General features: G+C 69.3%; 22 protein-coding genes and 1 pseudogene. 13 read left to right on the top strand and 10 right to left on the bottom strand.

The window, feature by feature from the left end; translation table 11 throughout:
- Window positions 1-20 precede the first annotated feature (20 nt).
- Window positions 21-1328: a lipase family protein gene (locus PUT80_RS37505; RefSeq protein ID WP_037817822.1), complete on the bottom strand. Its 1308-nt coding sequence runs from the start codon at window positions 1326-1328 to the stop codon at window positions 21-23.
- A 105-nt stretch (window positions 1329-1433) separates the two neighbouring features.
- Window positions 1434-2408, bottom strand: coding sequence for a WYL domain-containing protein (locus PUT80_RS37500; protein ID WP_275294955.1), 975 nt, complete (start codon window positions 2406-2408; stop codon window positions 1434-1436).
- 93 nt (window positions 2409-2501) lie between these two features.
- On the opposite strand from PUT80_RS37500, the gene PUT80_RS37495 reads away from it, so the two are divergent.
- The 8 genes from PUT80_RS37495 (at window position 2502) to PUT80_RS37460 (ending at window position 9225) form a co-directional block, all read left to right on the top strand.
- Window positions 2502-2903, top strand: coding sequence for a RidA family protein (locus PUT80_RS37495; protein WP_275294954.1), 402 nt, complete (start codon window positions 2502-2504; stop codon window positions 2901-2903).
- A 51-nt stretch (window positions 2904-2954) separates the two neighbouring features.
- The gene (locus PUT80_RS37490; RefSeq protein ID WP_238604677.1) at window positions 2955-3299 is read left to right on the top strand and encodes a PadR family transcriptional regulator; all 345 of its coding nucleotides are present in this window, start codon (window positions 2955-2957) and stop codon (window positions 3297-3299) included.
- A gap of 43 nt (window positions 3300-3342) precedes the next feature.
- On the top strand, window positions 3343-4299 hold the full coding sequence (locus PUT80_RS37485) for a hypothetical protein (RefSeq protein ID WP_134728834.1): 957 nt from the start codon (window positions 3343-3345) through the stop codon (window positions 4297-4299).
- 126 nt (window positions 4300-4425) lie between these two features.
- Window positions 4426-6051, top strand: a complete 1626-nt coding sequence (locus tag PUT80_RS37480) for a hypothetical protein (RefSeq protein WP_275294953.1) — start codon at window positions 4426-4428, stop codon at window positions 6049-6051.
- 78 nt (window positions 6052-6129) lie between these two features.
- The gene (locus PUT80_RS37475; protein ID WP_275294952.1) at window positions 6130-6867 is read left to right on the top strand and encodes an IclR family transcriptional regulator; all 738 of its coding nucleotides are present in this window, start codon (window positions 6130-6132) and stop codon (window positions 6865-6867) included.
- 89 nt (window positions 6868-6956) lie between these two features.
- Window positions 6957-7937, top strand: a complete 981-nt coding sequence (locus PUT80_RS37470; protein ID WP_037817835.1) for a thiamine pyrophosphate-dependent dehydrogenase E1 component subunit alpha — start codon at window positions 6957-6959, stop codon at window positions 7935-7937.
- A 23-nt stretch (window positions 7938-7960) separates the two neighbouring features.
- Window positions 7961-8995, top strand: a complete 1035-nt coding sequence (locus PUT80_RS37465) for an alpha-ketoacid dehydrogenase subunit beta (protein WP_037817836.1) — start codon at window positions 7961-7963, stop codon at window positions 8993-8995.
- Entirely contained in the window at window positions 8992-9225 is a 234-nt protein-coding gene (locus PUT80_RS37460) for a lipoyl domain-containing protein (RefSeq protein WP_275294951.1), read from the top strand. Before PUT80_RS37465 ends, PUT80_RS37460 begins: the two co-directional genes overlap by 4 nt.
- A gap of 74 nt (window positions 9226-9299) precedes the next feature.
- Here the strand turns inward: PUT80_RS37460 and PUT80_RS37455 are convergent.
- Window positions 9300-9428, bottom strand: a pseudogene (locus PUT80_RS37455) (carboxymuconolactone decarboxylase family protein); the annotation flags it as partial.
- Between the two features lie 179 nt (window positions 9429-9607).
- On the bottom strand, window positions 9608-10087 hold the full coding sequence (locus PUT80_RS37450) for a carboxymuconolactone decarboxylase family protein (RefSeq protein WP_275294950.1): 480 nt from the start codon (window positions 10085-10087) through the stop codon (window positions 9608-9610).
- A 188-nt stretch (window positions 10088-10275) separates the two neighbouring features.
- On the opposite strand from PUT80_RS37450, the gene PUT80_RS37445 reads away from it, so the two are divergent.
- On the top strand, window positions 10276-11241 hold the full coding sequence (locus PUT80_RS37445; protein WP_275294949.1) for an EamA family transporter: 966 nt from the start codon (window positions 10276-10278) through the stop codon (window positions 11239-11241).
- Here PUT80_RS37445 and PUT80_RS37440 read toward each other — a convergent pair.
- Window positions 11216-11692, bottom strand: a complete 477-nt coding sequence (locus tag PUT80_RS37440; protein ID WP_037817840.1) for a (2Fe-2S)-binding protein — start codon at window positions 11690-11692, stop codon at window positions 11216-11218. The two genes, PUT80_RS37445 and PUT80_RS37440, sit on opposite strands and share 26 nt — an antisense overlap.
- 8 nt (window positions 11693-11700) lie before the next feature.
- Window positions 11701-14037: a molybdopterin cofactor-binding domain-containing protein gene (locus PUT80_RS37435; protein ID WP_275294948.1), complete on the bottom strand. Its 2337-nt coding sequence runs from the start codon at window positions 14035-14037 to the stop codon at window positions 11701-11703.
- 183 nt (window positions 14038-14220) lie between these two features.
- On the opposite strand from PUT80_RS37435, the gene PUT80_RS37430 reads away from it, so the two are divergent.
- Window positions 14221-15840 carry a helix-turn-helix domain-containing protein gene (locus PUT80_RS37430; RefSeq protein WP_275294959.1) on the top strand — a complete coding sequence of 540 codons (1620 nt, stop codon included), beginning with the start codon at window positions 14221-14223 and terminating at the stop codon, window positions 15838-15840.
- On the opposite strand, the gene PUT80_RS37425 is transcribed toward PUT80_RS37430, so the two are convergent.
- From PUT80_RS37425 to PUT80_RS37415, 3 genes are all read right to left on the bottom strand, one after another.
- Window positions 15837-16796: an AraC family transcriptional regulator gene (locus PUT80_RS37425; RefSeq protein ID WP_275294947.1), complete on the bottom strand. Its 960-nt coding sequence runs from the start codon at window positions 16794-16796 to the stop codon at window positions 15837-15839. The two genes, PUT80_RS37430 and PUT80_RS37425, sit on opposite strands and share 4 nt — an antisense overlap.
- Before the next feature lie 35 nt (window positions 16797-16831).
- Window positions 16832-17725: an SDR family NAD(P)-dependent oxidoreductase gene (locus PUT80_RS37420; RefSeq protein ID WP_275294946.1), complete on the bottom strand. Its 894-nt coding sequence runs from the start codon at window positions 17723-17725 to the stop codon at window positions 16832-16834.
- A gap of 85 nt (window positions 17726-17810) precedes the next feature.
- Entirely contained in the window at window positions 17811-19220 is a 1410-nt protein-coding gene (locus PUT80_RS37415) for a pyridoxal-dependent decarboxylase (RefSeq protein WP_275294945.1), read from the bottom strand.
- A gap of 108 nt (window positions 19221-19328) precedes the next feature.
- On the opposite strand from PUT80_RS37415, the gene PUT80_RS37410 reads away from it, so the two are divergent.
- The gene (locus tag PUT80_RS37410) at window positions 19329-19781 is read left to right on the top strand and encodes an Lrp/AsnC family transcriptional regulator (RefSeq protein WP_037817843.1); all 453 of its coding nucleotides are present in this window, start codon (window positions 19329-19331) and stop codon (window positions 19779-19781) included.
- A 183-nt stretch (window positions 19782-19964) separates the two neighbouring features.
- On the opposite strand, the gene PUT80_RS37405 is transcribed toward PUT80_RS37410, so the two are convergent.
- A complete protein-coding gene (locus PUT80_RS37405; protein ID WP_275294944.1) occupies window positions 19965-21539 on the bottom strand; it encodes a helix-turn-helix domain-containing protein in 1575 nt (524 codons plus the stop codon).
- A gap of 92 nt (window positions 21540-21631) precedes the next feature.
- Here PUT80_RS37405 and PUT80_RS37400 point away from each other — a divergent pair, with 92 nt between their 5' ends.
- Complete coding sequence (locus tag PUT80_RS37400) at window positions 21632-22486, top strand: hypothetical protein (protein WP_275294943.1); 855 nt, start codon at window positions 21632-21634, stop codon at window positions 22484-22486.
- Window positions 22483-23592 carry an o-succinylbenzoate synthase gene (gene menC / locus PUT80_RS37395; protein ID WP_275294942.1) on the top strand — a complete coding sequence of 370 codons (1110 nt, stop codon included), beginning with the start codon at window positions 22483-22485 and terminating at the stop codon, window positions 23590-23592. The genes PUT80_RS37400 and menC overlap by 4 nt, the downstream gene beginning before the upstream one ends.
- The last annotated feature ends 65 nt before the right edge of the window (window positions 23593-23657 follow it).

The following is a 23657-nucleotide window of genomic DNA, read 5'->3' as shown; positions in this document are numbered from 1 at the left end:
GGCGTTGCGGCATCTGCCTCTCAAGACCCGGCGTGCTGCTCCGGCGCCAGCGAGTTCCCCGCCGCGATGTGCCCGCAGCTGGACGGCGCGGCCTTGCCCGCGAACCGGTCGTTGAGCCAGGCGATCGCGGTCGGCGCCCACACCGGGAGGGCGGTGGCGTGGCTGAGCGCGTCGTACTGCGTGTACTTGATCGAGGTGTTTCCGGTGTCGCAGTACTGATTCGCGAGCGCGCGGACGTCCCCGGCCACCATCACGCCGTCGCCGCCGCCGATGCCCGGTTCGTTGCTGACGGTGCCTTCGAGCGCGCCGTTGCTGGCCTGCCCGATGAACCCGGGGATCGAGGGCGTCGCCGCCGAGCCGATGTTCACCTTGTTGACCGCGTCGACGTACGGGGCCACCGAGTTCGGGTTCGCGTACTCCGGTTTGACCAGCTTCTGCCAGGTCAGCCCGGGGTAGCGGCCGAGCGCGTTGGCGATCGACGCGTGCTCGAGCTCGGCGAGCACCTTGAGGCCGTACTCGCTGGCGTACGGCTTGAGGTCGATGCCGTAGCTGCGCGAGACGCCGATCAGCGCCATCGGGATCACGCCGGACCAGACCGGGCTGCCGCCGACGTATTTGAGGTTGTGCGCGGGGTCGACAAGCACCCCGCCCTCGGCGAACCCGACGAGGTTCTTCTCGACCTCCGGCGCGTAACTCCCGGCGATCGCCGACGCCCAGCCGGTCGCGATCGCACCGCCGGAATAGCCGAGAAGGCCGAATTTCGTGGACTCCGTCATTCCGGTCCCGGACGCGTGCGTCGCGGCGCGAATCGAGTCCAAAGTGGTCTTGCCGTATTCCGGACCGGCCGCGAAATCGGCGGTCGGGCCTTCGGTGTCCGGGATGACGACGCTGTACCCGAGCGCGAGCGCCGGCGCGATGAGCACCGACTCGGCGTTCGGCAGCACGCCGCCGAGCCGGACGTCGCCCGCGATCGCGCGGGACGGTGCGTCGGCGGGATCGAGCGAATCGTACGCGGACTGGTACGAGATGGCTTTCCCGTTGCCGCCCAACGGATTGCGGACGACCGAGGTGACGTTCGCGGTGGGATTTCCCTGTGCGTCGGTAGTCCGGTAGAGCAGCTGGGTGGCCTGCACTGGAGTCGGGAAGCCGAAGACGTGATAGCTCAGCGTCCGGCTCTTGAGGACGGTGCCCGGAGCGTACGACGAAAGCGGCGTGCTGCCGTCGTAACTGTAGAAGGAATCGGCCGAAGCCGCGGCGGGCAGCGCGACGGCGGACGTGATCGCGAGAGCGGCGGCGGCGATCAGCGCACGGACGGGTTTCCGGATCATGACTCCCCTTTGAACCATGAAGTGGATCACGACTGGCGGGTAACTTACCAGCGAGTAGGTATCCGCACAACTACGGAAGGTGCAGGCAGTGCCGGTGCGGAGGGCTCAGGCGGGCCCGGCGTAGGTCGCGGCGATCGCCGTGGCGCGCTGGTGCAAGGCGGTACGCAACGCTTGCGGCGCAAGGACTTCCGCGGCTGTGGCGAGCTGCCACAGCGCCCATTCGGCGTGCCGGGAATCCTGGAAAGCCGCCTCCAGCTGTAACCATCCGTTCGTCCTGATTTCTTCAGCGCGAATGGCGAGCGCGGTGCGAGCCAATTCTTCCCGCCGTTCCGGACGAATTCGGACTAGCGCGACGATCTGGTCGCCACCGGTCCGGAACCGCGTGCTGCGTTCCTGCCAGGCCCGGCCCAGGTCCACGCGATCCGGCCGCTGCGCGGGCTCGTCGAGTTCCTCGGCGGCCAGCACCCGGGACAGCCGGTAAGTCCGGTCCTCGCCTTCGCGGGTCGCCAGCAAATATCCCAGCTCCCGCACGGTGACCAGTCCAATGGGGTGCACTGTGCGCCACTTCGGGGCTTGGCCGACTGCTTGGTAGCGGATGCGCACCTGGTGCCCGGCGAACACCGCGCGCCGGATCTCGGCGACCACGGCGTCGGGCACCTCCTCGGCGACGGCGCGGCGCGAGAGGAGGTCGATCTCGGGGTCGATGAGCAACCGCTCGGCCACGCCCGCGGCCGTGGTCCGATGGCTTTCCGGTAGCGCGTCGACCACCTTGAGCATGGCCGAAGCGAGCGCCGAACCGAGACCGAACGCCTGCGCGCCGCGCCGCGATCCGGCGACCAGCAGAGCGAGCGCTTCGTCGTGGTTCAACCCGGTGAGTTCGGTCTGAAATCCGGGCAGCAGCGCGAAACCGCCGTTCCGTCCGCGCTCGGCGTAGACCGGGACGCCCGCCGCGGACAGCGCGTCGATGTCGCGCAACACGGTGCGCGTGGACACCTCAAGTTCGCGGGCGAGGGTGGCCGCGGACAGCCGGCCGCGCTGTCGCAGCAGCAGGACCAGCGAGACCAACCGGTCGGCGCGCATGCCGAAAACCCTACCGAATACACGACACAGGATGTCGCGTATTGCTTGCGAGGCTGCTCCGCGTACTGCTGAAAACGCGAACAGGAGCAAATGGTGGAGAGAACGACGGTCAACCCGTGGGCGTGGTCGACGGCGATGGGTTACCACCAGGGCGAACTCGTGTCCGGGCCGGTCCGGACCCTGTACTGCTCGGGGCAGACCGCGATGAACGGCGACGGCGAACCCCAGCACGCCGGGGACATGGCGAAGCAGGTGGCGCTGAGCCTCGACAACTTGGAGGCGGTCCTCGCCGAAGCGGGCATGTCGCTGGAGAACCTGGTCCGGCTCAACGTCTACACGACCGACGTCGACCTGCTTTTCCAGCACTACGGCGTCCTCGCCGGCCGTCTGGCCGCGGCCGGCGCCGCCCCGTCGACCACGATGCTCGGCGTGACGCGGCTGGCGATCCCGACGCTGCTGGTCGAGCTGGAGGGGACCGCGGTCGCTGACGAGTAGGTTCCTTGCTTCGGCCACCAGTATGTATCGCGACGTGATATATATGGACGGGTGACCGAACGAGGCATGTCGGAGCAGGTCTTCCTGATCCTCACCGCGCTCGCCGATGAGCCGAAGCACGGCTACGGCATCGTCCAGGCCGTCGAAAAGCTGTCCGAAAGCCGGGTCCGGCTGCGGGTCGGCACGTTGTACGGCGTGCTGGACCGGCTGGTCGCGGACGGATGGGCGGAGCGGGACAAGGAGGAGATCCACCAGGGGCGGCTCCGCCGGTACTACCGGCTGACCGACCTCGGGGGCCGCACTTTGGCCGAGCAGACCCGGCGGCTGGCCGCGAACGCCGCCGCTGCCGAGTCGGTGTTGCGTGCGCGGGGCTGGGCGCTCGGGGGTGGGGCATGAGCGCTCCTCGGTCGGCCGGGCAGTTGTTTGCGGAGGTCGCGGGATGACCGCGCCGGAGCTGCGATACCGCCGGATGGTGCGGATTCTTCCCCGCTGGTACCGCGCCGACCGCGAGGACGAGATGGTCGGCACCCTGCTGGACGCGCGGGAAGCCGGTCGTCTCGCGGAAGGGCGCGAACTGCTCGCGATGCTGGGGTTGGGCCTGCGCGCTCGGCTGGCTGCTGGCTCAGCCCCGGCTCGTGTGGTCGCATTCGGCGACACTGTCCGGCTGGTAGCCCTGCTCGGACTCCTCTGGGGAGTAATGAAGGGTGCTTTCTCCCTCGGTCACGACTTGTGCGACGCGCTCGGCTACCCGCGAGCGACCGGTCTGTATTCCTCGACCGGCGAGGTGACTCTGTCGCTTTACGCTGCCTCGTCGGCCCAGCAGTTGGGGCAGGATGTCGCTCTGGTCGCCGCCGCGGTCGTCCCTCTCGCGCTCCTTTTCGCCGGACGCCGCCGAGCCGCGCGTTGCGTCGCCGGGGTCGTGCTGGTCGCCGGATTCGCCGCGTTCCTGTACCAGTATTCGTTCAGTTTCAGTCCTGATCTGCTCGGCTATTTCATCCCGCAATGGCTGCCGCTGCTGCTCCTGATCGCCGGATTCCACCTCGGCGCACCGCTGCCGTCCGCGCGAAAATGGTGGATCGCCTTGACCGGCGTCGTGGCTGCCGCTTTTTACTTCGGTTCCTTCGTCGAGTCGGACCTGCGCGGGCTTTCCTGGTTCACGTGGGCGGCCGCGCTTGTAATTCTCGCTTATTTCGCCTTACGGCGACGCACGCCTGCGTGGTCGTTCTCGCTCGCCGTGTGCTGTTCGCTGGTGTTGATTCAGCCGCTTGTCCTCCTCTCAACCATGGCCGCGGACGCCTTCGAGCCGCTGGTTCTCGTGCAGGTCTTCCTGGTGGGCGCGGGCATCGCAGCGTTGACCGCGACCGGAATCGTTGATTACCGGCGGCAAACCGCATAGCGCTCTTTCCGCAAGGAGTTTTAATTGAACACCATGCCAAGGGCGCTTCCGCGCGCCTTGAATCAGCCCGATTCCACGCTTAAGAACAGACGAAGAAACAGCTGGATAATAGTCGGATCCGTCCTCTTGATCGCCATTCTCGGCTACGTCACCCGCTGGATCTGCGACGACGCCCTGATCTTCACCAGAATCGTCGAGCAGATCCTCGCCGGGAACGGTCCGGTCTACAATCTTGGCGAACGCGCCGAAGCTTCCACGAGCACGCTGTGGCAATGGCTGCTGGCGTTCGCCGGATTCGTGTTCGGCCAGTCGGACACCTCGACGCTGTCCTGGATACTCGGCCTCCTGCTCACTGCCGCCGGGTTCGGCTTCGCGGTCAGCGCGACGATCCGGTTGCACGGTGGGCGCGTCGCGGCGATGGTGCCGTGCGGCGTCCTCGTGCTGCTGGGGGTGCGGCCGGTGTGGCAGTACGCGACGTCCGGGCTGGAGACCGGACTGAACACGTTCTGGATGGCGCTCTGCTGGTGGCTGCTGGTCCGCTTCCGAGGCAGCACCTCGGCCAAACACGTTGTCACCGCGGCGTTCGTGATGGGATTGGGCCCGCTCGTCCGTCCAGAACAGACGCTGGTGGCAGCGGTATTCCTGGTCGCACTGTGGCTGGTGACCAAACCGAACTGGCGGGTCGTCTGCGCCGCGGTCGCGGTTGCCGGAGCGCTGCCGGTCGGGTACGAGATCTTCCGCATGGGTTTCTACGGCATCCTCGTGCCGATGCCCGCGCTCACCAAAAACGCGAGCGAATCCTTCTGGGGCCGCGGATTCGGGTACGTCGGCGATTTCGTGAACCCGTACCTTCTGTGGTTGCCGCTGGTGCTCTGCACGGTCCTGCTCGCCGGGGTCCTACGGCGGCAAAGCACCGATCGGATCGTCACCCTCACCCCGGTGGTCGCCGGTGTGCTGTCGCTGGGATATCTGCTGAAGGTCGGCGGCGACTACATGCACGCGCGCATGGCGCTGCCGATCTTCTTCCTGCTGATGCTGCCGGTGCTGGTGCTCCCGGCGACGAAGAAGACGCGTGTGCTCGGCGCCGTCCTGCTGGCGTGGGCGGTTCTCTGCGCCGGCATCGGCCAGTTCGTCCCGCAAGACGGCAAGCTCATCGACGACGAGCGCGGCTACTACCACGCGTGGACCGGCCAGTCGTATCCCACCGAGTCGGCGGATTTCACCCCGAGGATGAAATATCTCAACGACGCCGTCAGTCCGCGCACCCTGACCTACGAAGGCCCGCGGCAGCAGATCCTGACGACACCACTGCGCGCGGACGTCCCGTCGAAGTCCATGATCATCGGGGTGTATCTGGGGACAGTCGGGGTCATGTCGCCGGTGGACGTCGGCGTCGTCGACTTCTGGGGCCTCGCCAACCCGATCGGCGCGCGGTTCGAGTTTCCGACGGTGAAACCTGGGCACTCGAAACCGCTGAGCAACGCCTGGCTGCTGGCGGATTACGCGGACCCGGCGGCCCCCGTCCTCAGCCCGGGCAACTTCGCCCTGCGCGCCGACATCACCGCCGACCAGGTCGCCGCCGCCCGGCACGCCCTGAGCTGCGGAGACCTGGCGGAGATCCAGCGGTCCACCCGCGAACCGATGTCGCCGGGCCGGTTCTGGGCCAACCTCACCGGAGCCGTGCACCGGACCGCGGTGACTGTCCCGCCGGACCCGTTCGAGGCGGAGCGGACCTTCTGCGGAAGCCCGTGATCCGTCCGGTGGAACTGCTCTTGCCCAGGTCAGAGCGGTAGCGCATGCTGGAGTCCGCAGCGACGCGGAGGTGAGGGGATGGCGGCCGAGCCGACCTTGATCGGATCCGTGCAGCGCGCCCTGCACCTGCTCGACGCGGTCGGCGCGAGCGAGCGGCCGGTGCCCGCCAAGGCGCTCGCGCGGACGGTCGGGCTGCCGCTGCCCACGACGTATCACCTGCTGCGCACCCTCGTCCACGAGGGATACCTGTGCAAACTCGACGACGGTTACGCCCTCGGCAGCCAGGTGAGCGAACTGCGCCAGCACACGTCGCTGCACGCGCTGCTGCCGAAGATCCGCCCGGTGCTGCGAGCCCTGCGAGACGAGGTGCACGGCGCGGCGTACCTCTCGCTGTACTCCGACGGCGACATCAAACTCATCGACATCGCCGACGGCCCGACCGCCCCGTCGGTCGACCTGTGGGTCGGCGTGCACGAATCGGCCCACGCGACGGCGTTCGGCAAGTGCATCCTGTCCGGCCTCGACAGCGAAGGCCGCCGCGACTACCTGTCACGGCATCAGCTGGCGGACCTCACCCCGCACACCATCACCGACAGCCGGGTGCTGGAGCAGCGGCTGTCGCAGAGCGGGGATGTGTTCAACGATCGTGAGGAGTATCTGCTGGGCACGGCATGCCTGGCGACGACGGTCCGCACGCCGGGCGCGTTGGGCGCGGTGGCGATCTCGTTGCCTGCGCGCCGCCTGGGCTCGGCGCCGTTGCAGTCGTTGCGTCGGGCAGCCCAACGGGTGTCTCGCGCCCTCGCCGTCACACCCTGAACCCGCCGGTTATCACCATCTGAAATCCCGCCCGTTGTCCGGCGGTCCGCGCCCGGCGAAAGTGGCCTCCAGAGCGAACGGGAGGTCCCATGGAAGCGCAGGACAGGCTCGACCTGTACCGCACGATGGTCCTGATCCGCACCTACGAGGAGGCCATCCTCCGCGAGTACCACGCCGACAAGAAACCCGTCTTCGACATCGGGGCCGGCCTGGTCCCCGGCGAGATGCACCTGTCCGCGGGGCAGGAACCGGTGGCGGCGGGCGTCTGTGCGCATCTCACCGGCGACGACGCGGTCACCGCGACGCACCGGCCGCACCATTTCGCCATCGCGCACGGCGTCGACCTGAACCGGATGACCGCTGAGATCTTTGGCAGGACAACTGGACTGGGCAGGGGACGCGGCGGGCACATGCATCTGTTCGACCCCGCCGTGCATTTCTCCTGCTCCGGCATCATCGCCGAGGGCTACCCGCCCGCGCTCGGGCAGGCGCTCGCGTTCCAGCGGCGCGGGACCGACCGGGTCGCCGTCGCGGTCACCGGCGAGGGCGCGGCTAACCAAGGGGCGTTCCACGAATCGCTCAACCTCGCGGCGTTGTGGCAGCTCCCGGTGATCTTCCTGGTGGAGGACAACGACTGGGGCATCTCGGTACCGCGCAGCGCGTCCACCTGCGTCACGTCGAACGCGGACCGCGCCGCTGGGTACGGGATTCCGGGCGTGCGCGTCGAGGACAACTCGGTCGAGGCGGTCCACGAAGCGGCGGGCAAGGCGGTCGCGCGGGCTCGGGCCGGGGGAGGGCCGAGTCTGATCGAGGTGCACACGTTGCGGCTGTGGGGGCATTTCGAGGGCGACGCGCAAGGATATCGGTCCGATTTGGACGGTGTGCCGGGCCGGGATCCGTTGCCCACCTACGAGAACCAGCTGCGCGCCGACGGCGATCTCGACGACGCGAAGGTCGCGGAATGCAGAACCGCGGCCAGCGAGCGGGTCGAAGCGGCGATCGCGTTCGCCAAAGAGAGCCCCGAACCGGATCCCGCCACCGCGCTGGATTTCGTTTTCGCGCGAGCCTGACGACACAGCGAGGAGAAGCAGCAATGACGCTCACCGAACCCTCCGCGCCCGCCGGGCGGAAACTCAGCACCGCGAAGGCCATGGTCGAGGCCATCGCCCAGGAAATGGACCGCGACGAGCGGGTGTTCGTGCTCGGCGAGGACGTCGGGTCCTACGGCGGGATCTTCAGTTCCACCACCGGATTGCTCGACCGGTTCGGCCCGCGCCGGGTGCTCGACACGCCGATTTCCGAGACCGCCTTCATCGGCACCGCGATCGGAGCGGCGGTCGAGGGCCTGCGGCCGGTGGTCGAGCTGATGTTCGTCGACTTCTTCGGCGTCTGCATGGACCAGATTTACAACCACATGGCGAAAATCCATTACGAGTCCGGCGGCCACGTGTCCGTGCCGATGGTGCTGACCGCGGCGGTCGGCGGCGGGTACTCGGACGGGGCGCAGCATTCCCAGTGCCTGTGGGGAACGTTCGCGCATCTGCCGGGGATGAAGGTCGTCGTGCCGAGCAATCCCGCTGACGCCAAGGGATTGATGACCTCCGCGATCCGCGACGACAACCCGGTGGTGTACCTGTTCCACAAGGGAGTCATGGGCTTGCCGTGGATGGCGAAGAACCGCCGGTCGATCGGCCCGGTGCCGGAAGGCGACCACGAGGTCCCGATCGGCAAGGCGAACGTCGTGCGCCCGGGCAGCGACGTCACCGTCGTGACGCTGTCACTGTCGGTGCACCACGCCCTCGACGTCGCCGACGATCTCGCCGGACAGGGCGTCGACTGCGAGGTCGTTGACCTGCGCAGCCTGGTGCCGCTGGACACCGACACGATCCTCGATTCGGTCGGCAAAACCGGCCGGTTGCTCGTGGTCGACGAGGACTACCTGTCGTTCGGCCTGTCCGGCGAGGTGATCGCCCGCGTGGTGGAGCGGGACCCCAGCCTGCTGCGCGCCCCGGCCGCGCGCGTAGCGGTGCCGGACGTGCCGATTCCGTACGCGCGTCCGCTGGAGTACGCGGTGCTGCCGACGCCGGCGCGGATCCGCCAAGCCGTCCTCAACCTGGTGGGCGCATGACCGACGTCGCGTTCCCCGTCCTGTCCGAGAACGACCCGGACGGCGAGGGAGTCCTCGCCACCTGGTTCGCGGCGGACGGCGCGACCGTCCGCGAGGGCGAGCTGATCGCGGAGGTCGCGGTGGACAAGGTCGACGCGGAGGTCCCGGCCCCCGCGACCGGCGTGGTGCGGTTCCTGGTGGGGGAGGGCGAGGTGGTGAAGCAGGGCGCGCCGATCGCCCGCATCGAGTAAGCGCACGGGTAGCCCCGTGCTGGAACGGGCCGCCGCCGGGTCCCACCGTTGCCCGGCGGCGGCCCGCGATCGCGTCAGCTGAGCGTCGCGAACTGTCCCGGCTGGTACAGGCCCGCCGGCATGCGGACGATGACGTTCATCCGGTTGGCCGCGTTGATCAGCCCGATCAGACATACCAACGCGGCGAGCTGGTCGTCGTCGTATGCCCGGCGGCGGCCCGCGCTCGTGTCAGCTGACCGTCGCGAACTGCCCCGGCTGGTACAGCCCGGCCGGCATGCGGACGATGACGTTCATCCGGTTGGCCGCGTTGATCAGCCCGATCAGACATACCAACGCGGCGAGCTGGTCGTCGTCGTATGCCCGGCAGCGGCCCGCGCTCGTGTCAGCTGACCGTCGCGAACTGCCCCGGCTGGTACAGCCCGGCTGGCATGCGGACGATGACGTTCATCCGGTTGGCCGCGTTGATCAGCCCGATCAGACATATCAACGCGGCGAGCTGGTCGTCGTCGTAGTGTTCGCGAGCCTGCGCCCACGTTTCGTCGGAAACGCCGCCGCCGTCCGCGATCCGGGTGCCTTCCTCGGCCAGCGCGAGCGCGGCCCGCTCGGCGGGGGTGAACACGGTCGCCTCGCGCCAGACGGCGACCAGGTGGAGCCGTTCCGCGGTCTCGCCGGCCGCGGTGGCGTCCTTGGTGTGCATGTCGACGCAGAAGCCGCAGCCGTTGATCTGGCTGGCCCGCAACGAAACCAGCTCCTGCGTCGCCTTCGGCAGCGCCGTGTTGTTCAGCAGCATCGCCAGTCCCGCGAACCGCTTGCCGAGCGACTTGCCGAGGTCGTTGTTCATCAGGTCGAACCGTGCGCTCATCAGATCCTCCAGTGGTGTGTAGCGGATGCCCATGAGATGCCGGCCGTCCGCCGGATGTGACAACCCTGGATGTGACCCGCGTCGCACCCGGCCAGCCCGCTGCGCGAGAGGTCCGTGAGGGCGCTGCCGAGACGGGGGCTGCGGAAAACCGGTGGCCCGGCCGTCGTGCCGGGTCGCAGAATGCGGAGATGGCCGACCAGGGCGGTACCGCGCGGGCGACCGGGCTGAGCCTGGTCTCCTGGGCGCTGTTCGCGAGTTCCGGTCCGCTCGCCAAGGCGGTGCTGGACGCGGGCTGGAGCCCGGCCGCGGTCACCGCCGTGCGGATCGGTCTCGCCGCGGTTCTGCTGGCACCCGGCGTCGCGCTGCTGCGGCCGCGGGCGCTGCGGTTCCGGCGTGCTGAACTGTGGCTGCCGCTCGGCTACGGACTGCTCGGCGTCGCGGGCGTGCAACTGTTCTTTTTCGTTGCCGTGTCCCGGATTCCGGTCGCGGTGGCGATGGTGCTGGTGAACCTGTCGCCGGTGCTGGTCGCACTGTGGGTGCGCGTCGTCCGGCGGACGCGGCTGCCCGCGGCGGTGTGGCTGGGCATCGCGCTGGCGATCGCCGGGCTGGTGCTGATCGCCGGTCTCGGACCCGGGACGCAGCTGGATTTCCTCGGCGTCGCAGCAGGATTGGCGTCGGCGGTCTGCTCCGCCGGATACTTCCTGCTCGGCGAACGCGGTGCGCGGCGGCACGATCCGCTCGGAATGACCGCCGCGGGACTGGCGATCGGGGCGGTGGCGACCCTCGCGGTAAGTCCATTGTGGACGCTAGCGATCGCCGCGAATCCGGTATCGCTGGGCGGCGCGACGATCCCAGTCTGGCTGGCCCTGCTGATTCTGGCAGTCTTCGGCACGGTGCTGCCGTACCTGGCCGGGCTGCACGCGTTGAGCAGTTTGCCGGTCGCCCTGGCCGGAGTCCTGGCGCTGGCCGAACCTTTGGCCGCCGCCCTGCTCGCGTGGCTGCTGCTGGGCCAGGCCTTGGGTCCGGTGCAGCTGATCGGAGTGGCGGTGCTGCTCGGCGGCGGAGTGTTGGTACAGACGGGAAAGCTTGCCCCGCAGCCGGAATCGGCTGCGGGGCAAGCGAACCCGGTCACATCTTCGCGGCGCCGGCCTTGATCGCCTCGCGGATCCGCGAGTACGTGCCGCAGCGGCAGACGTTGCGGATCTCGTCCAGGTCGGCGTCGTTGATCTCGCGGCCCTTCGCCTTGGCCTCCTTGACCTTCGCGACCGCCGCCATGATCTGGCCGGGCTGGCAGTAGCCGCACTGCGCGACGTCGTTCTCCAGCCAGGCTTCCTGCATCGGGTGCAGGTCGGCCTTCACGGTGTCCGGCAGGCCCTCGATCGTGGTGATCTCGTCCGTGGCCTTGATGTCGGCCACCCGCACCGAACACGGGTTGAACGCCTTGCCGTTGAAGTGCGACGTGCAGGCCTTGCACACGTTGATGCCGCAGCCGTACTTCGGGCCGCGGACGCCGAGCACGTCGCGCAGGACCCACAGGAGCCGCACATTGTCGTCGACGTCGACGGACACCGGCTTCCCGTTGAGGATGAAGGTGTGCTTGCTCATCGTGCTCCTCAGTAGGTGTGGCTCAGGCCGTCGGTCGGCGATTCGGGAACGGGCGGGACGAACGACTTGACCTCGAAGGCGATCGGGTCGTCGTGGTTGATCGGGAACCGCTTCGGGACCTTCCCGGTCGCGCGGGCGTACGCGCACGCGACGGCCGCGACGGAGCAGGCGACGCCCGCCTCGCCGGCGCCGCCCGGCTGCTCCCCGTTGGACGGCATCGCGATCGCGGTGAAGTCCTGCGGGATGTTCCACTGCCGGGTGTAGAAGTAGTTGTCCCAGCTGGCTTCCAGGAAGTGCCCGTCCTTCAGGTGGACACTGCTGGTCAGCGCGAGCGCGAGCCCGTCGGCGAAACCGCCCATGATCTGCGCCTCGATGCCGCGCGGATTGAGCACGAGCCCGGCGTCGAGGGCGATGACCGCCTTCGTCACGCGCGGACCGGTCACGCCGTCGCGGACCTTGCGGTTCACCGTCTCCGGGCGGCAGTCGATTTCCACCAGGCAGGCGCTCGCGCCCTTGTATTCCTTGTGGATCGCGATGCCCTGCGCGGTGCCCGGAGCCATCTTCTTGCCCCAGCCGCCGACCTCGGCGACCTTGCGCAGCACGCCCTTCACCTTGTCGTTCTTGAGGAACTCCATCCGGAAGTCGTACGGGTCCTTGCCCATCGCCTTGGCGAGCATGTCCACGACCAGCTCGTTGGCGCAGCCGACGTCGGGCGAGTAGACGTTGCGCATCGACCCGGTGTTGAACCGCTGGTCGGTTTCGGTGAGCGTCTGGTCGACGACGCCGAAGTTGTACGGCATTTCCTGGCTCAGCACGAAAACCGCCTCGGCGACGCCGAGGTTGCCCAGTCCGGTCGGGAGTTTCGTCGCGACCGAGGTGAGCATTTCGCCGAGCCCGTGCCGGAACGACGTTTCGACCGAGGTGTGCCGCTGCTCGAAGGTGAGCACGTTCCCGGCGAGCACGGTCGCCCGGATCCGCGACGTCGCCATCGGGTGCAGCCTGCCTTGCCGCGGCTCGTCGGCGCGGTGCCACATCAGCCGCACCGGCTTGCCGAACGCCTTCGACGCCTGCGCCGCTTCGACGGCGTGGTTGCCGAACAGCTTGTGGCCGAAGGAACCGCCGCCGGTGACGACGTGGACCTTCACCTTGCCCTGCGGCAATCCGATCGCCTGCGCGACCTCGCCCTGCGCCACGATCGGCGACTTCAGCCCGGCCCAGATCTCGGCGCTGCCGTCGCGGACGTCGGCGACCGCGCAGTACGGCTCCAGCGCGGCGCTCGAGCGGAACATGAACTCGAAATCCGCCTCGACCGTCTTGGCCAGCACCGGAACCTTCGGCACCGCCAGCGGAAGCTCGGCGCGGCGCAGGTTGGCGAGCACGGATTCGTCGTTCTGGCCCTCGACGCTGCCGGGGCCCCAGTCGACCTGCAGGGCGCGCACGCCGTCGATGCACTGGCCGAATGTCTCCGCGCGGACCGCGACGCCGGTCGGGATGATCGCGATGTCGGTGACGCCGGGCAGCTTCAGCACGTCGGCCTTGTTGCGGACGGCCTTCGGCGTGCCGTTGAGCGTCGGCGGACGGCAGATCATCGTCGGCAGCGCGCCGGGGATGTCCAGGTCCATCGCGAACTGCTTCTTGCCGGTCACGATGTCGTGGGCGTCGAGGCGGTTCTGCGGCTTGCCGAGCACCTTGAACTCGCTGGAGCCCTTGAGCTTGCTCGGGTCCAGCTGCACCTGCTTGGTGGTGCTGGACGCGGCCTTCGTCGCCAGTTCGCCGTACGTCGCGGTCTTGCCGTTCGGCGCGGTGACGACGCCGCCCTTGACGATGAACCGTTCCGCGGTCCCGCCGAGCAGGATGGCCGCCGCTTCGAGCAGTTGCTGCTTGGCGATCGCGGCGGCGACGCGGATCGGCGTGTAGGTCGAGACCGTGGTGTTCGACCCGCCGGTGAGCTGGTTGAACAGCAGTTCCGGACGCGCCGGCGCGAGCGTGACGTGCACCTTCTCGACCGGGAGGTCCAGTTCCTCGGCGATGATCATCGCGGTCGAGGTGGTGATGCCCTGGCCGACCTCGGCGCGCGGGATCTCGAAGGAAGCGCTGCCGTCCTTGTTGATGGTGACGGTGATGAGCTGCGACGTCGGGAGCGCCGCGTCGGTGAGCGCGTCGTTGAGGTCGTACAGCTCGGGCGGCTGCGGAGCGGAGGGCACGGCGGCGGACGCGGAGGAGGCGAGCCCGACGTCCGCGGCCACGACGAGGGTCCCGGCCGCGACGACGTACCCGAGGAAACCGCGCCGGGAAACGCCCGGGCGCTCCTTCCCGGTGTCCGGCTCGGAGTGACTGAGAGTCACGCTGATTCCCCTTTCGAGGTAAGGACCGCGTGCCGGATGGCAACACGTGCACGCGGGTGGTGGTGATGGACCACCTTGCCGGGTGAATCGGGGCTTGAGTGTTCAAGTTCTGTACAGCGTCAGCGGAGAGCGATGGTTATCCTGCTGCGCGTCACCAACGAAGGTGGAGATCGCGTGAGCTCGATGACGTCCTCGCGCAGCGTGGTGCTGCGGGAACCGATCGCCCAGTCCTGGCGGCGCGCCTCGCTCGCCGGTGTGCGCCCCGAAACCGCGCTGCTCGACCTGCGGTTCGACGAGGTCGACCCGGCCAGCAGGCTCCTGTCGGCGGCGGCGCCGGTGCTGGAGGACCTCGACGAGCGTCTCGCCGGGACCGCGATGTCCACTGTGCTCGTAGACCACGACGGCAGGCTCGTGCACCGCTGGAGCGCCGACCGCGCCGTCGAAGACTGCCTGGACCAGCTGGGCATCGGCGTCGGCACCTGCCTGCTGGAGGACGAGGTCGGGACCACCGGCCCGGGCACCGCGCTGGAAACCCGGTCGAGCATCGTGGTGCACGGGGAGGAGCACTACGCCGAGGCGCTGCGCGGGTTCAGCTGTTACGGGCACCCGATTTTCCACCCGGTCACGCGCAGGCTGGAGGGCGCGCTCGACATCACGCTGCTGGCCGCCGAGGCGAATCCGCTGCTCGCGCCGCTGGTCGCGAAGGCGGTGGAGGAGATCGAACGGCAGCTGCTGGAAGGCAGCCGGGTGTCGGAGCGGTCGCTGCTCGCCGCGTTCCAGTCGGCGTCCCGCCCGACCCGGCCGGTGGTCGCGATCGGCCCGGACCTGTTGCTGTGCAACCAAGCCGCCGCGGACCTGCTGGAAGGCGCGGACGTCGCGCTGCTGTGGAACCTGGCGGGCGAGGCGGCCGGACCGTCCGAAATGGAGACTGAACTGCGCTCCGGCCAGCGCGCGCGGGTCCGGGCCGAACCGGTGCCCGGCGCCCGGGGCGGGATGCTGGTCGAGATCCGCCCGCTGAGCCCGGCCGAGGCCCGGCGGACGCGCCGCCGTGGTGCTGTCGCGCCCGGTCCGGTGGCCGGGCACGTGCACATCTCGGGCCCGCCCGGGACCGGCCGCACCACTGAAGCCCGGCTGCGCGTGCCCGAGGAACCGTGCACCACGTTGACCGGCTCGGAAGCCGTGCTCGGCGGATCCGCAGCCTGGGCCGCGAGGTTCACCGCCGCCGTCGAGACCGGCTCCGGCAGCATTTGCGTGGACGGTGCGGATCTCTTGCCCGCTGAACTGGTCGACCTCGTCGCGAGGCATGCCGCCCGCGGCGTCGGCCCGCACCTCGTGCTGACGACCGGCCCGCGCGAGGGGCTGACCGGTCCGGAGCGGGCGCTGATCGCGTCGTGCGGGGAGAACGTCGAGCTGCTGCCGCTGGCGCACCGGCCGGACTTTCCCGAGGTCGCGGCCCGGATGCTGGCCGAACTCGGGGCCGCGCGCACGCACAACATCACGCCGGGCGCGCTGCGTATCCTCGGCTCGTACGACTGGCCGGGGAATCTGCCTGAACTGCGCGGCGTGCTGAGCCAGGCGATCCGCAAACGGTCGGTGGGCGCGATCGGCCCGGGGGATTTGCCGCCCGCGCTGGTGGCGGACGCTTCGGGGCACGAGCTGGCTCCGATCGAACGGGCGGAACGGAACGCGATCGTCGCGGCGTTGCGGTCGGCCGGCGGGAACAAGGTGCGGGCGGCGAGCACGCTCGGGATTTCGCGGACGACGTTGTACGCGCGGATGCGGGCGTTGAAGGTGCCGGGTTAGCGGAAGTCTCCGGGCGATCGCCCGGTCCACCGGCGAAACGCTCGCCGGAAGGCGCTGGCTTCGGAGAAACCCAGTCGCTGCGCCAATTTCTCGATGGGTTCGTCGCCGCGGCCGAGACTGGCTATCGCGGCGTCCCGGCGGACCGCGTCCCGGATTTCGCTGATGGACGTTTTCTCTGTGCGCAACAACCGCCGCAAGTGCTGGGCGCTGATCCCGAGCCGCCCGGCGATGTCGTCCGGCGCGGTAATGCCCTGCTCGACCACGGCGCGGACCTGGTCCGCGTGGGCCGAGCCGTAGTCGCGGGTGGCGAGCCAGACGTCCGGCTGGTCGTCCAGGAACGCGGCCAGTTCGGCTTCGCCGCGGATCACCGGGGCGGACAGGAGCCCGCGGTCGAAGACGAGGACCAGCGAGTCCGCGTCGAACCGCGGATGGCGGCCGAAAACCGCCTCGTAGTGCGGCGCGTGGTCCGGTTCCGGCCACGGCAGCCGAAGTTCGCGCAGGGCGATGCGCTGTCCGGTGAGCCAGCTCAGCAGCCGGTGGACGACGATGGCGACCAGTTCCGCCGCGACGTGCTCCGGGTCGTTGAGCCCTCGGACGTCGATGTCCACCTCGACCAGCGGATCTGCCGCCCGAACCGCCACCGCGGGCATCCCGGGCAGGACCTCGGCGGCTTCCTCCAGGCGACGCAGCGCGGTGCGCAGGTCGGGCGCGGGGGCGACCGATCGGATCACCAGCCGGAACAGTCCGCGCGGGGCTCGCGGGCCGAGCGCGAAGAGTTCGTCGTCGGTCTGGAGCCACAGCTCGCGGGTGAGTTCCGAGACCTGCCTGCGGGTGACGCCGGTGCGGTCCGGCCGGATCCCGAGGCGGTGCAGCAGCGCGGGGACGTTGAGGTTCCGGCGTTCGCCGATCCGCGCCAGCCGCCGGGCCAAGGTGTCCAGAACCGCCGCGTCGTCCACGGTTCAAGGCTAGCGGGCGGTTAACGGGCGATTTTCTACCCGATCGGGTGACGGGGCTCGGTCGTGAATCGCGCGCCGAGCAGCCGTTCGGTCTCCGTCCACAGCCACGCGCCCAGCTCCGGATCCCGGCTCGTCGGCACCGGCTGCTGCACCTCCGCGGCGGCGCTGCGATGCGGACCGAGGTACTCGCCGCCGCGCAGGCCCGGCGAAGCGACCGCGGCCACGACCGGTCGAGCCGCCTGATCCTTCCCCAGCACGATCCCGCGGGCCGCCGCACGCAGCACCCGCGCACCGGGCCGTCCCGGCGTGAGCGCGTCGATCGCCGAGCCGGGGTGGACCACAATCGACTGCGCTGAGATCTCAGCCAGCCGTCGCTGGGATTCGAAGCCGAGGATCTCCACCGCGTGCTTGGACATCGCGTACGCGACCCGCGCCCGGTAATCCCTTTCGGACAGCCAATTCTCGCGGTCGAAGGGGATCTTGCGGGTCAGCGCGCTCCCGAGACTGACCACTCGCCGGACCGCGGGCAGCGCGCGGCGCAGCAGTTCCGCGTGCGCGAGATGGTTGATCCCGACGATTTCCTCCACCCCGAACGCCCCGATCCGGTGCGCTGGTCCCGGACCGAACGCTCCGGCGACGACACCCGCGTTCAGCACGAGCGCGTCCAGCCGCGGCAAGGCGCCGAGCCGGTCGCCGGCCCGGCCGATCGACGTGCGGTCGGCGAGATCCAGCGGGACAAACTCGTGCAGCCGTGGGTCGGGCAGCGCGGAAACCGCCGCGCGGCCCCGGGATTCCGATCGCCCGAGCACCAGCACGCGCGCGCCCAGTTCGGCGAGTTGCGCGGCGGCGAAGAAACCGATTCCGGAGGTGGCCCCGGTGATCGCGACGACCTGGCCGTCGATCCGTTCCGGTTGAGCTATTTTCGACACAGCAGCGACGTTAGGTTCGCCGCTGGTGTCCGCACCAGGACCGTGGTTCGCAGGTTTCGGGACCGTTCCGCGCATTCCACGCTCGTCACGGCTTTCCGGCGAGCTCGGCCAGCCGGTCGGCGATGCGGTCGATGTCGGCTTCGGTGGTGCGATAGTTCGCGACGCACGCACGGATCGCGGTCTGCCCGCGCAACCGTGCCGGACCCAGCAGCGCAGTGCCTTCGTTGGCGAGTTGGGCTAGCAGTTCCGGGTATTCCTCGTCGCGACGGCCATCGATACGCACGCAGACGGCGGTCAGCGCGACCGGGTTCAGCAGATCCAAGCCGGGTTCGGCGGCGACGCGTTCCCCGAGTCGCGCGGCCAGCCGCAGGCAGCGTTCGGCGGCTTCGCGGAAGGCGTCCACGCCGAACGTCCGCAGCGCGGCCCACACCTTCAATGCCTTGAAACTACGGGAAAGCTGCGGGCCGTAGTCCATGAAGTCGAGCATCAGGTCGTCCTCGGCGACGGTGAGATACGACGACGAGAACGCGAAGGCCGCCCGCAGTTTCGCAGCGTCTTTCACCACCAACGCCCCGGCTTCGAGCGGCGTGAACAGCATCTTGTGCGGATCCAGCGCGATGGAATCCGCGCGGGACAGCGGGGCGAACGTCTCCCGCGCGGAGTCAGCGAGGACGAACAGCGCGCCGTACGCGCCATCCACGTGCAGCCAAAGGTTTTCTCGCTCGCACAGGTCAGCGATGGGTCCGATCGGATCAATCGAGCCGCTGGTGACCGTGCCAGCGGTGGCGACGACGCAGAACGGCTCGAGCCCAGCGGCCCGGTCCGCGGCGATCGCGTCGGCGAGGAGGTCGACTCGCAGGCGGAATTCGTCGTCAGTCGGGATGTGCCGGACGTGGCCCAGTCCGATGCCGAGAGTGGCAGCGGCCTTGTCCACGCACCGGTGTGCCTCCTCCGAGGTGTACAACACCAGCGGCGGAGCACCGGATTGCAAGCCGCGCTCACGGAAATCCGGCCGGCGGTCGGTGAGGGCGGTGGTGATCGCGTCCTTGGTCGCGCCGGAACCGCCGTTGGTGAGAATGCCGCCCGCGCTGGGGCCGAGGTGGAAAAGACCGGCGAGCCACTGCACCACCGACCGTTCGACAACGCTCGCCGCGGGGGAGAGTTGCCAGAAGTTGCAGTTTTGGTTGAGCACTGCGGAAATCGCGTCCGCGTACGGCGCGATCCCGTTGGGCGGCCCCTGCACGTACGCGAGGAACCGCGGGTGCGCGATGGTGGTCGAGTTGGGCACGATGCGGTCGCGGAGGTCGGCGAAAAACCCTTCCACGCCAATGCCTTCCGCGGGAAACGGCTCGGCAAGAAGCTTCGCCAGCGTGTCGCGGTCGACGTCCGGCAGGATCGGCCTCGTGGGCAGGGATTCCTCGTAGCTGTCGACGAACCGGGCCAGTGCGTCGGCGGCTTGCGCGCGTTCCGCGGGGGAGAGGACGAGAGGGTGCACGGTGCTGCCTTCCGGGAGATCGAGTGCCGGAATCGACGGTAGTGCGGACGGCAGGGCAGCCGATGCTGAATATTGCGTTTTCTGGCAGCCTGATTAGCATCCTGTGCCATGGATAAGACTGATCACGCAATCGTCCGCCAGCTGATGGCCGACGGCCGGCTACCGAACAACGAACTCGCCGACCGTGTCGGACTGTCCCCGTCACCGTGCCTCCGCCGGGTCCGCGCCCTCGAAGCGGCCGGGGTGATCACCGGGTACCACGCGTCAGTCGACCCAGCCGCGCTCGGCCGCGGACTCGGAGTGCTGCTGCATGTCGAGATGGCGGATCAGCGCAGCGAGGTCATCGAGGCTTTCGAGAACACCGCTCTGGGGCTGGACGACGTGGTGTCGTGCCGCCGGATGTTCGGTGCGCCGGACTATCTGATGCAGATCGCGGTGCCTGATATGGCAGCGTATGAGCAGCTGTATATGACGGAGTTGACCCGGATGCCGGGCGTGGCGAGGACGAATTCGCAGTTCGCGATGAAGACGGTGAAGACGACGCCAGGTCATCATTGGTGATCCGCGGCCGACGCCGACCGCTCGGGCGCTGCTTTGACGACCGCCACAATGCCCGGCCCGAATCTCTGGGTTCTCGTCCAGGGCTGCCGCGATCCAGCCGGAACCGGGCCGTGGCAGGAGACCGCCGTCCACCTCATCGCCGCGACCCGAGCCGTCCGCCGTCGGTGAACGCCGAGAAGTCGTTCACCAGCCGAGCTGGTCCCCGAGCCGCAACCGCAGCCACAGCACCAGCCGCTCGTCCGGATCCGCCAGATCGAACCCGAAGATCTCCTCCGCCCGCGAAAGCCGGTACCGGATCGTGTTCGGGTGCACCGACAACCGCGCCGACGCGGCCGCGATGTCGCCGTTCGTGTCGAGGTAAGCGAGGATCGTGGGCGCGTAAGTGGTCCCGTGCTCGACGTCGTGCGCCCGCACCGCCGGGCCCAAACGCCGCGGCAAAGACGCGTCACCGGCAAGCAACTGCGCCAGCACGAACAACGTCGCCCCGGCCCACACCTCCTCAATGGCCGCCACCTGGCACGGTTCCGGCGCGGTGCGTTGTTCCGCCAGCGTCCGCAGGACGAGGTCCGCGTCGGCCCGCGAGGAAGCGATCGACCGGAGCCCGGGGACCGGCGACCCGAGCCCGGCCTGCACCGGCATCCGCAGCGCGCCGTGGGCTCGGCGGGCGATGTCGGCGACCAATTCGCGGTGTGCGGGGCCCTTGGGGAGCAGCGCGTAGACCGTCCCGTCGATCAGCGCGCAGCCGTGCCTGCCGTAGTGCGCCTCGCAGTGCAGGCTCACCAAATCGGCCAGCCGCGTTGCCGCGTGGGCGGCCAGGACGTCTTCTGGATCGGCGACGGTGAACGCGGCGACCGCGACGGGCGCGTCCGGGTCCAAACCGAGCTGCGGCGCGACGGCGGTGACGCTGCTCGGGTCGGCGAGCAGGCGTTGCAGCAGGTCAGCGCGCCGCCGACGGACCACGTCGACCGCGGTGCGCGCGGCCAGCAGGTGCAGCGCGGCGATCTCGGCGGCGTCGAACAGGGCTTGCTCGGCGGTCTCGTCCAGGCTGTTCTCGGCGTCGACCACCCAGATCGACCCGAGCATCTCGCTGCCCGCCCGCACCGCGACGCCGAGCCGGGGCAGCCCGCCCGGCAGCGACGGGAACCGGCAGGTCCGCCGTGTCCGCGCGAGTTCGCGGTACTGGTCGTCGTAGAACACCGGCCCCTCCGGCACCTGCAGGCCGAGGATGCCCTGGCGGCGGCCGTCGTCGATCGGCTGGCCGGGTAGCGTCGAATACGCCAGGATCCGCCGGTGGAGGTCCTCGATCGTGGTCGCCCCGCCGACCATCCCGGCGATCGCGTTGGCCAGCGCGAACAGATCGCCGGCCGCGGGTGCGCCGGGCGTGCGCACGGCGGGCGCGAGCGCCGAGGAGATCATCGCTTCGAGATGGTGCCACGGCACGGCCTCGTCGGCGGCGAGCAGCACCACCCCGGCGTCCTGCGCGGCGTCCGAAAGCTCGGTGAGGGGTTCGCCGAAGCTTTTCACCACCAGCGCCGCGTATCCCACCGCCGCGTTGATGAGATCTTTCGCCTCGGCCGGATCCGCCCCGACCGCGAGCAGGATCGTGTCCTGCCCCGGCGGCACACCGCCGCGGCGCTCGTGGATGAGCACGCCGGACACCGGCACCGGCCGGTCCGGCAGCGGGGTGACCGGCCGCAGCAGTGAAGCGCCGAGCGCGGCGAGGACCTGCCCGAGATCGGGCGCCACCGGATCGAGCATCGTCACCTCTTTAGCCAGACGCACAAAACATCCGCGGAATCTCTGGACCAGCACTGCACGCACCCGGACGATCCGGCCGCGAGGCTGTCAGCATGCACGTTCCACCAGGCGCACCAGCGACCGTACTCCCTCCGGCCCAGGACACAGCCGTCTCGACCGCCCTGCGCGCCGCGAACCGGGCGGGCGTCCGGATCCGGCTCGCCGACGACGTCCGGACGCTCGAAGCGGTGTCGCGGTTCCTCGCCCAGGTCTGGCAGACGCCGGAATCCCACGCCCCGTTCGGCGCGGACGCCCTGCGCGCCGTCGTCCACGCGGGCGGCGCGGTGCATTACGCGGCGGACGACGACGGCATTGTCGCCGCCTCCGGGCTGATTTTCTGTCCGCCGGTGACCCGCGCGGTCTACTCGCTGATCGCCGCCGCGCGCGCGAGCGACCGCGGAGTGGGCTTCGCGCTGAAGCAGGCGCAGCGGGTGTGGGCGCTGGATCAGGGTGCGGAAACCATGGTCTGGACCTTCGATCCGCTGGTGAGCCGCAACGCGCATTTCAACCTGGCGAAACTCGGCGCGCGTGGAACCGAGTACACAGTGGACTTCTACGGCCAGATCGAGGACGGCGTCAACGGCGCGGACGAAACCGACCGCTTCACCGTGGTGTGGCCGCTGCGGGACCCGAATCCAGCCCAGCTTACGGGTCCGGACTTGACCACTGTGGACGTCGACTCACGCCGCGCCCCCGACGGCGAACCGTTCCTGGTCCGCGACGGTTCCGGCTATTGGTGCCGGGTCCCGTCCGACATCGTGAGCCTCCGCCGGTTGAACGCGCGCCTCGGCGCGGAGTGGCGCTACGCGATCCGCGACATGCTCGTCCCGTTGTTCGCCGACGGCTACACAGCCACCGGGTTCAGCCGGTCCGGGTGGTACCACCTGACCGAAGGGGAGCGGGCGTGAAAATCGAACGAATCGACCTGATCGAAGTCAGCCTCCCGCTCGTCCGTCCATTCCGGACTTCGTGCTCGGTGGACACCGAACGCAACACCCTTCTGTTACATGTGGTGACCGACGTCAGCGAGGGCTGGGCAGAATTCGGCGGCGACCCGGAACCGGTGTACAGCCCGGAGTTCGCCGCCGGAGCCGAACGGATCCTGCGCGATCATCTCGTCCCGCGCGTCACCGCCTTGCCGCAGCTGACCGCATCCCGGGTCGCGGGCGCGATGGCTCCGGTCAAGGGAAACCCGCTGGCGAAAGCCCTGCTCGAAACCGCCATCCTCGACGCGGAATGCCGTGCCTACGCGATGCCGTTGTCGACCTACCTTGGTGGCGTGCGCGACCGGATCCCGGCCGGAGTTTCCGTCGGAATCACCGACACCGTGCCGGAATTGATCGACACCGTCGCCGGTTATCTGGCCGAGGGATACGTCCGGATCAAGCTGAAGATCGAACCCGGCTGGGACCTAGAACCAGTCCGCGCCGTCCGCGCCGAGTTCGGCCCAGACCTGCTGCTACAGGCCGACGCGAACACCGCCTACTCCCTGTCCGACGCCGACCATCTGCGCCGGCTGGACGAGTTCAGCCTGGTCCAGCTAGAACAACCACTCGCCGCGGACGACCTCGGCGGGCACGTCGAACTCGCGAAACTCCTGCGCACCCCGATTTGCCTGGACGAGTCGATCTGCTCCGCCCGCGACGCCGCGTTCGCGATCCGGTTGGGCGCGTGCCGGATCATCAACATCAAACCCAGCCGCGTCGGCGGATACCTCGAAGCACGACGAATCCACGACGTGTGTGCCGCACACGGAATCCCGGTGTGGTGCGGCGGAATGCTGGAAACCGGCATCGGCCGCGCGCGGAACCTCGCCCTAGCCGCACTGCCGGGCTTTGTGCTGCCGAATGATATCTCAGCGTCGAGCCGTTACTATGCCACCGATCTCACCGCGCCGTTCGAGCTAGAAGACGGTTGCCTGTCCATTCCAGACGGACCGGGCGGCGGCGTCGCTGTCGATCCGCTCGCGCTGCGCAAGCACACCGTCGCTTCGCAAACCCTCTTCGCGGGCTGACGATTCCAGCAGAAGGAGACGACCTGCGAGCTTGGACCGCAACCTTGGCGGTCGCACCCACCGCA

The organism is Amycolatopsis sp. La24 (assembly GCF_029087445.1).
Lineage (GTDB): Bacteria > Actinomycetota > Actinomycetes > Mycobacteriales > Pseudonocardiaceae > Amycolatopsis > Amycolatopsis nivea.
This window is presented reverse-complemented; position numbering and strand designations above follow the sequence as displayed.

Coding starts and splice junctions, on each gene's coding strand:
- PUT80_RS37505 (WP_037817822.1), bottom strand. CDS start 1,328: ATGATCCGGAAACCCGTCCGTGCGCTGATCGCCGCCGCCGCTCTCGCG.
- PUT80_RS37500 (WP_275294955.1), bottom strand. CDS start 2,408: ATGCGCGCCGACCGGTTGGTCTCGCTGGTCCTGCTGCTGCGACAGCGC.
- PUT80_RS37485 (WP_134728834.1), top strand. CDS start 3,343: ATGACCGCGCCGGAGCTGCGATACCGCCGGATGGTGCGGATTCTTCCC.
- PUT80_RS37475 (WP_275294952.1), top strand. CDS start 6,130: ATGGCGGCCGAGCCGACCTTGATCGGATCCGTGCAGCGCGCCCTGCAC.
- PUT80_RS37470 (WP_037817835.1), top strand. CDS start 6,957: ATGGAAGCGCAGGACAGGCTCGACCTGTACCGCACGATGGTCCTGATC.
- PUT80_RS37465 (WP_037817836.1), top strand. CDS start 7,961: ATGACGCTCACCGAACCCTCCGCGCCCGCCGGGCGGAAACTCAGCACC.
- PUT80_RS37460 (WP_275294951.1), top strand. CDS start 8,992: ATGACCGACGTCGCGTTCCCCGTCCTGTCCGAGAACGACCCGGACGGC.
- PUT80_RS37450 (WP_275294950.1), bottom strand. CDS start 10,087: ATGAGCGCACGGTTCGACCTGATGAACAACGACCTCGGCAAGTCGCTC.
- PUT80_RS37445 (WP_275294949.1), top strand. CDS start 10,276: ATGGCCGACCAGGGCGGTACCGCGCGGGCGACCGGGCTGAGCCTGGTC.
- PUT80_RS37440 (WP_037817840.1), bottom strand. CDS start 11,692: ATGAGCAAGCACACCTTCATCCTCAACGGGAAGCCGGTGTCCGTCGAC.
- PUT80_RS37430 (WP_275294959.1), top strand. CDS start 14,221: ATGACGTCCTCGCGCAGCGTGGTGCTGCGGGAACCGATCGCCCAGTCC.
- PUT80_RS37410 (WP_037817843.1), top strand. CDS start 19,329: ATGGATAAGACTGATCACGCAATCGTCCGCCAGCTGATGGCCGACGGC.
- PUT80_RS37405 (WP_275294944.1), bottom strand. CDS start 21,539: ATGCTCGATCCGGTGGCGCCCGATCTCGGGCAGGTCCTCGCCGCGCTC.
- PUT80_RS37400 (WP_275294943.1), top strand. CDS start 21,632: ATGCACGTTCCACCAGGCGCACCAGCGACCGTACTCCCTCCGGCCCAG.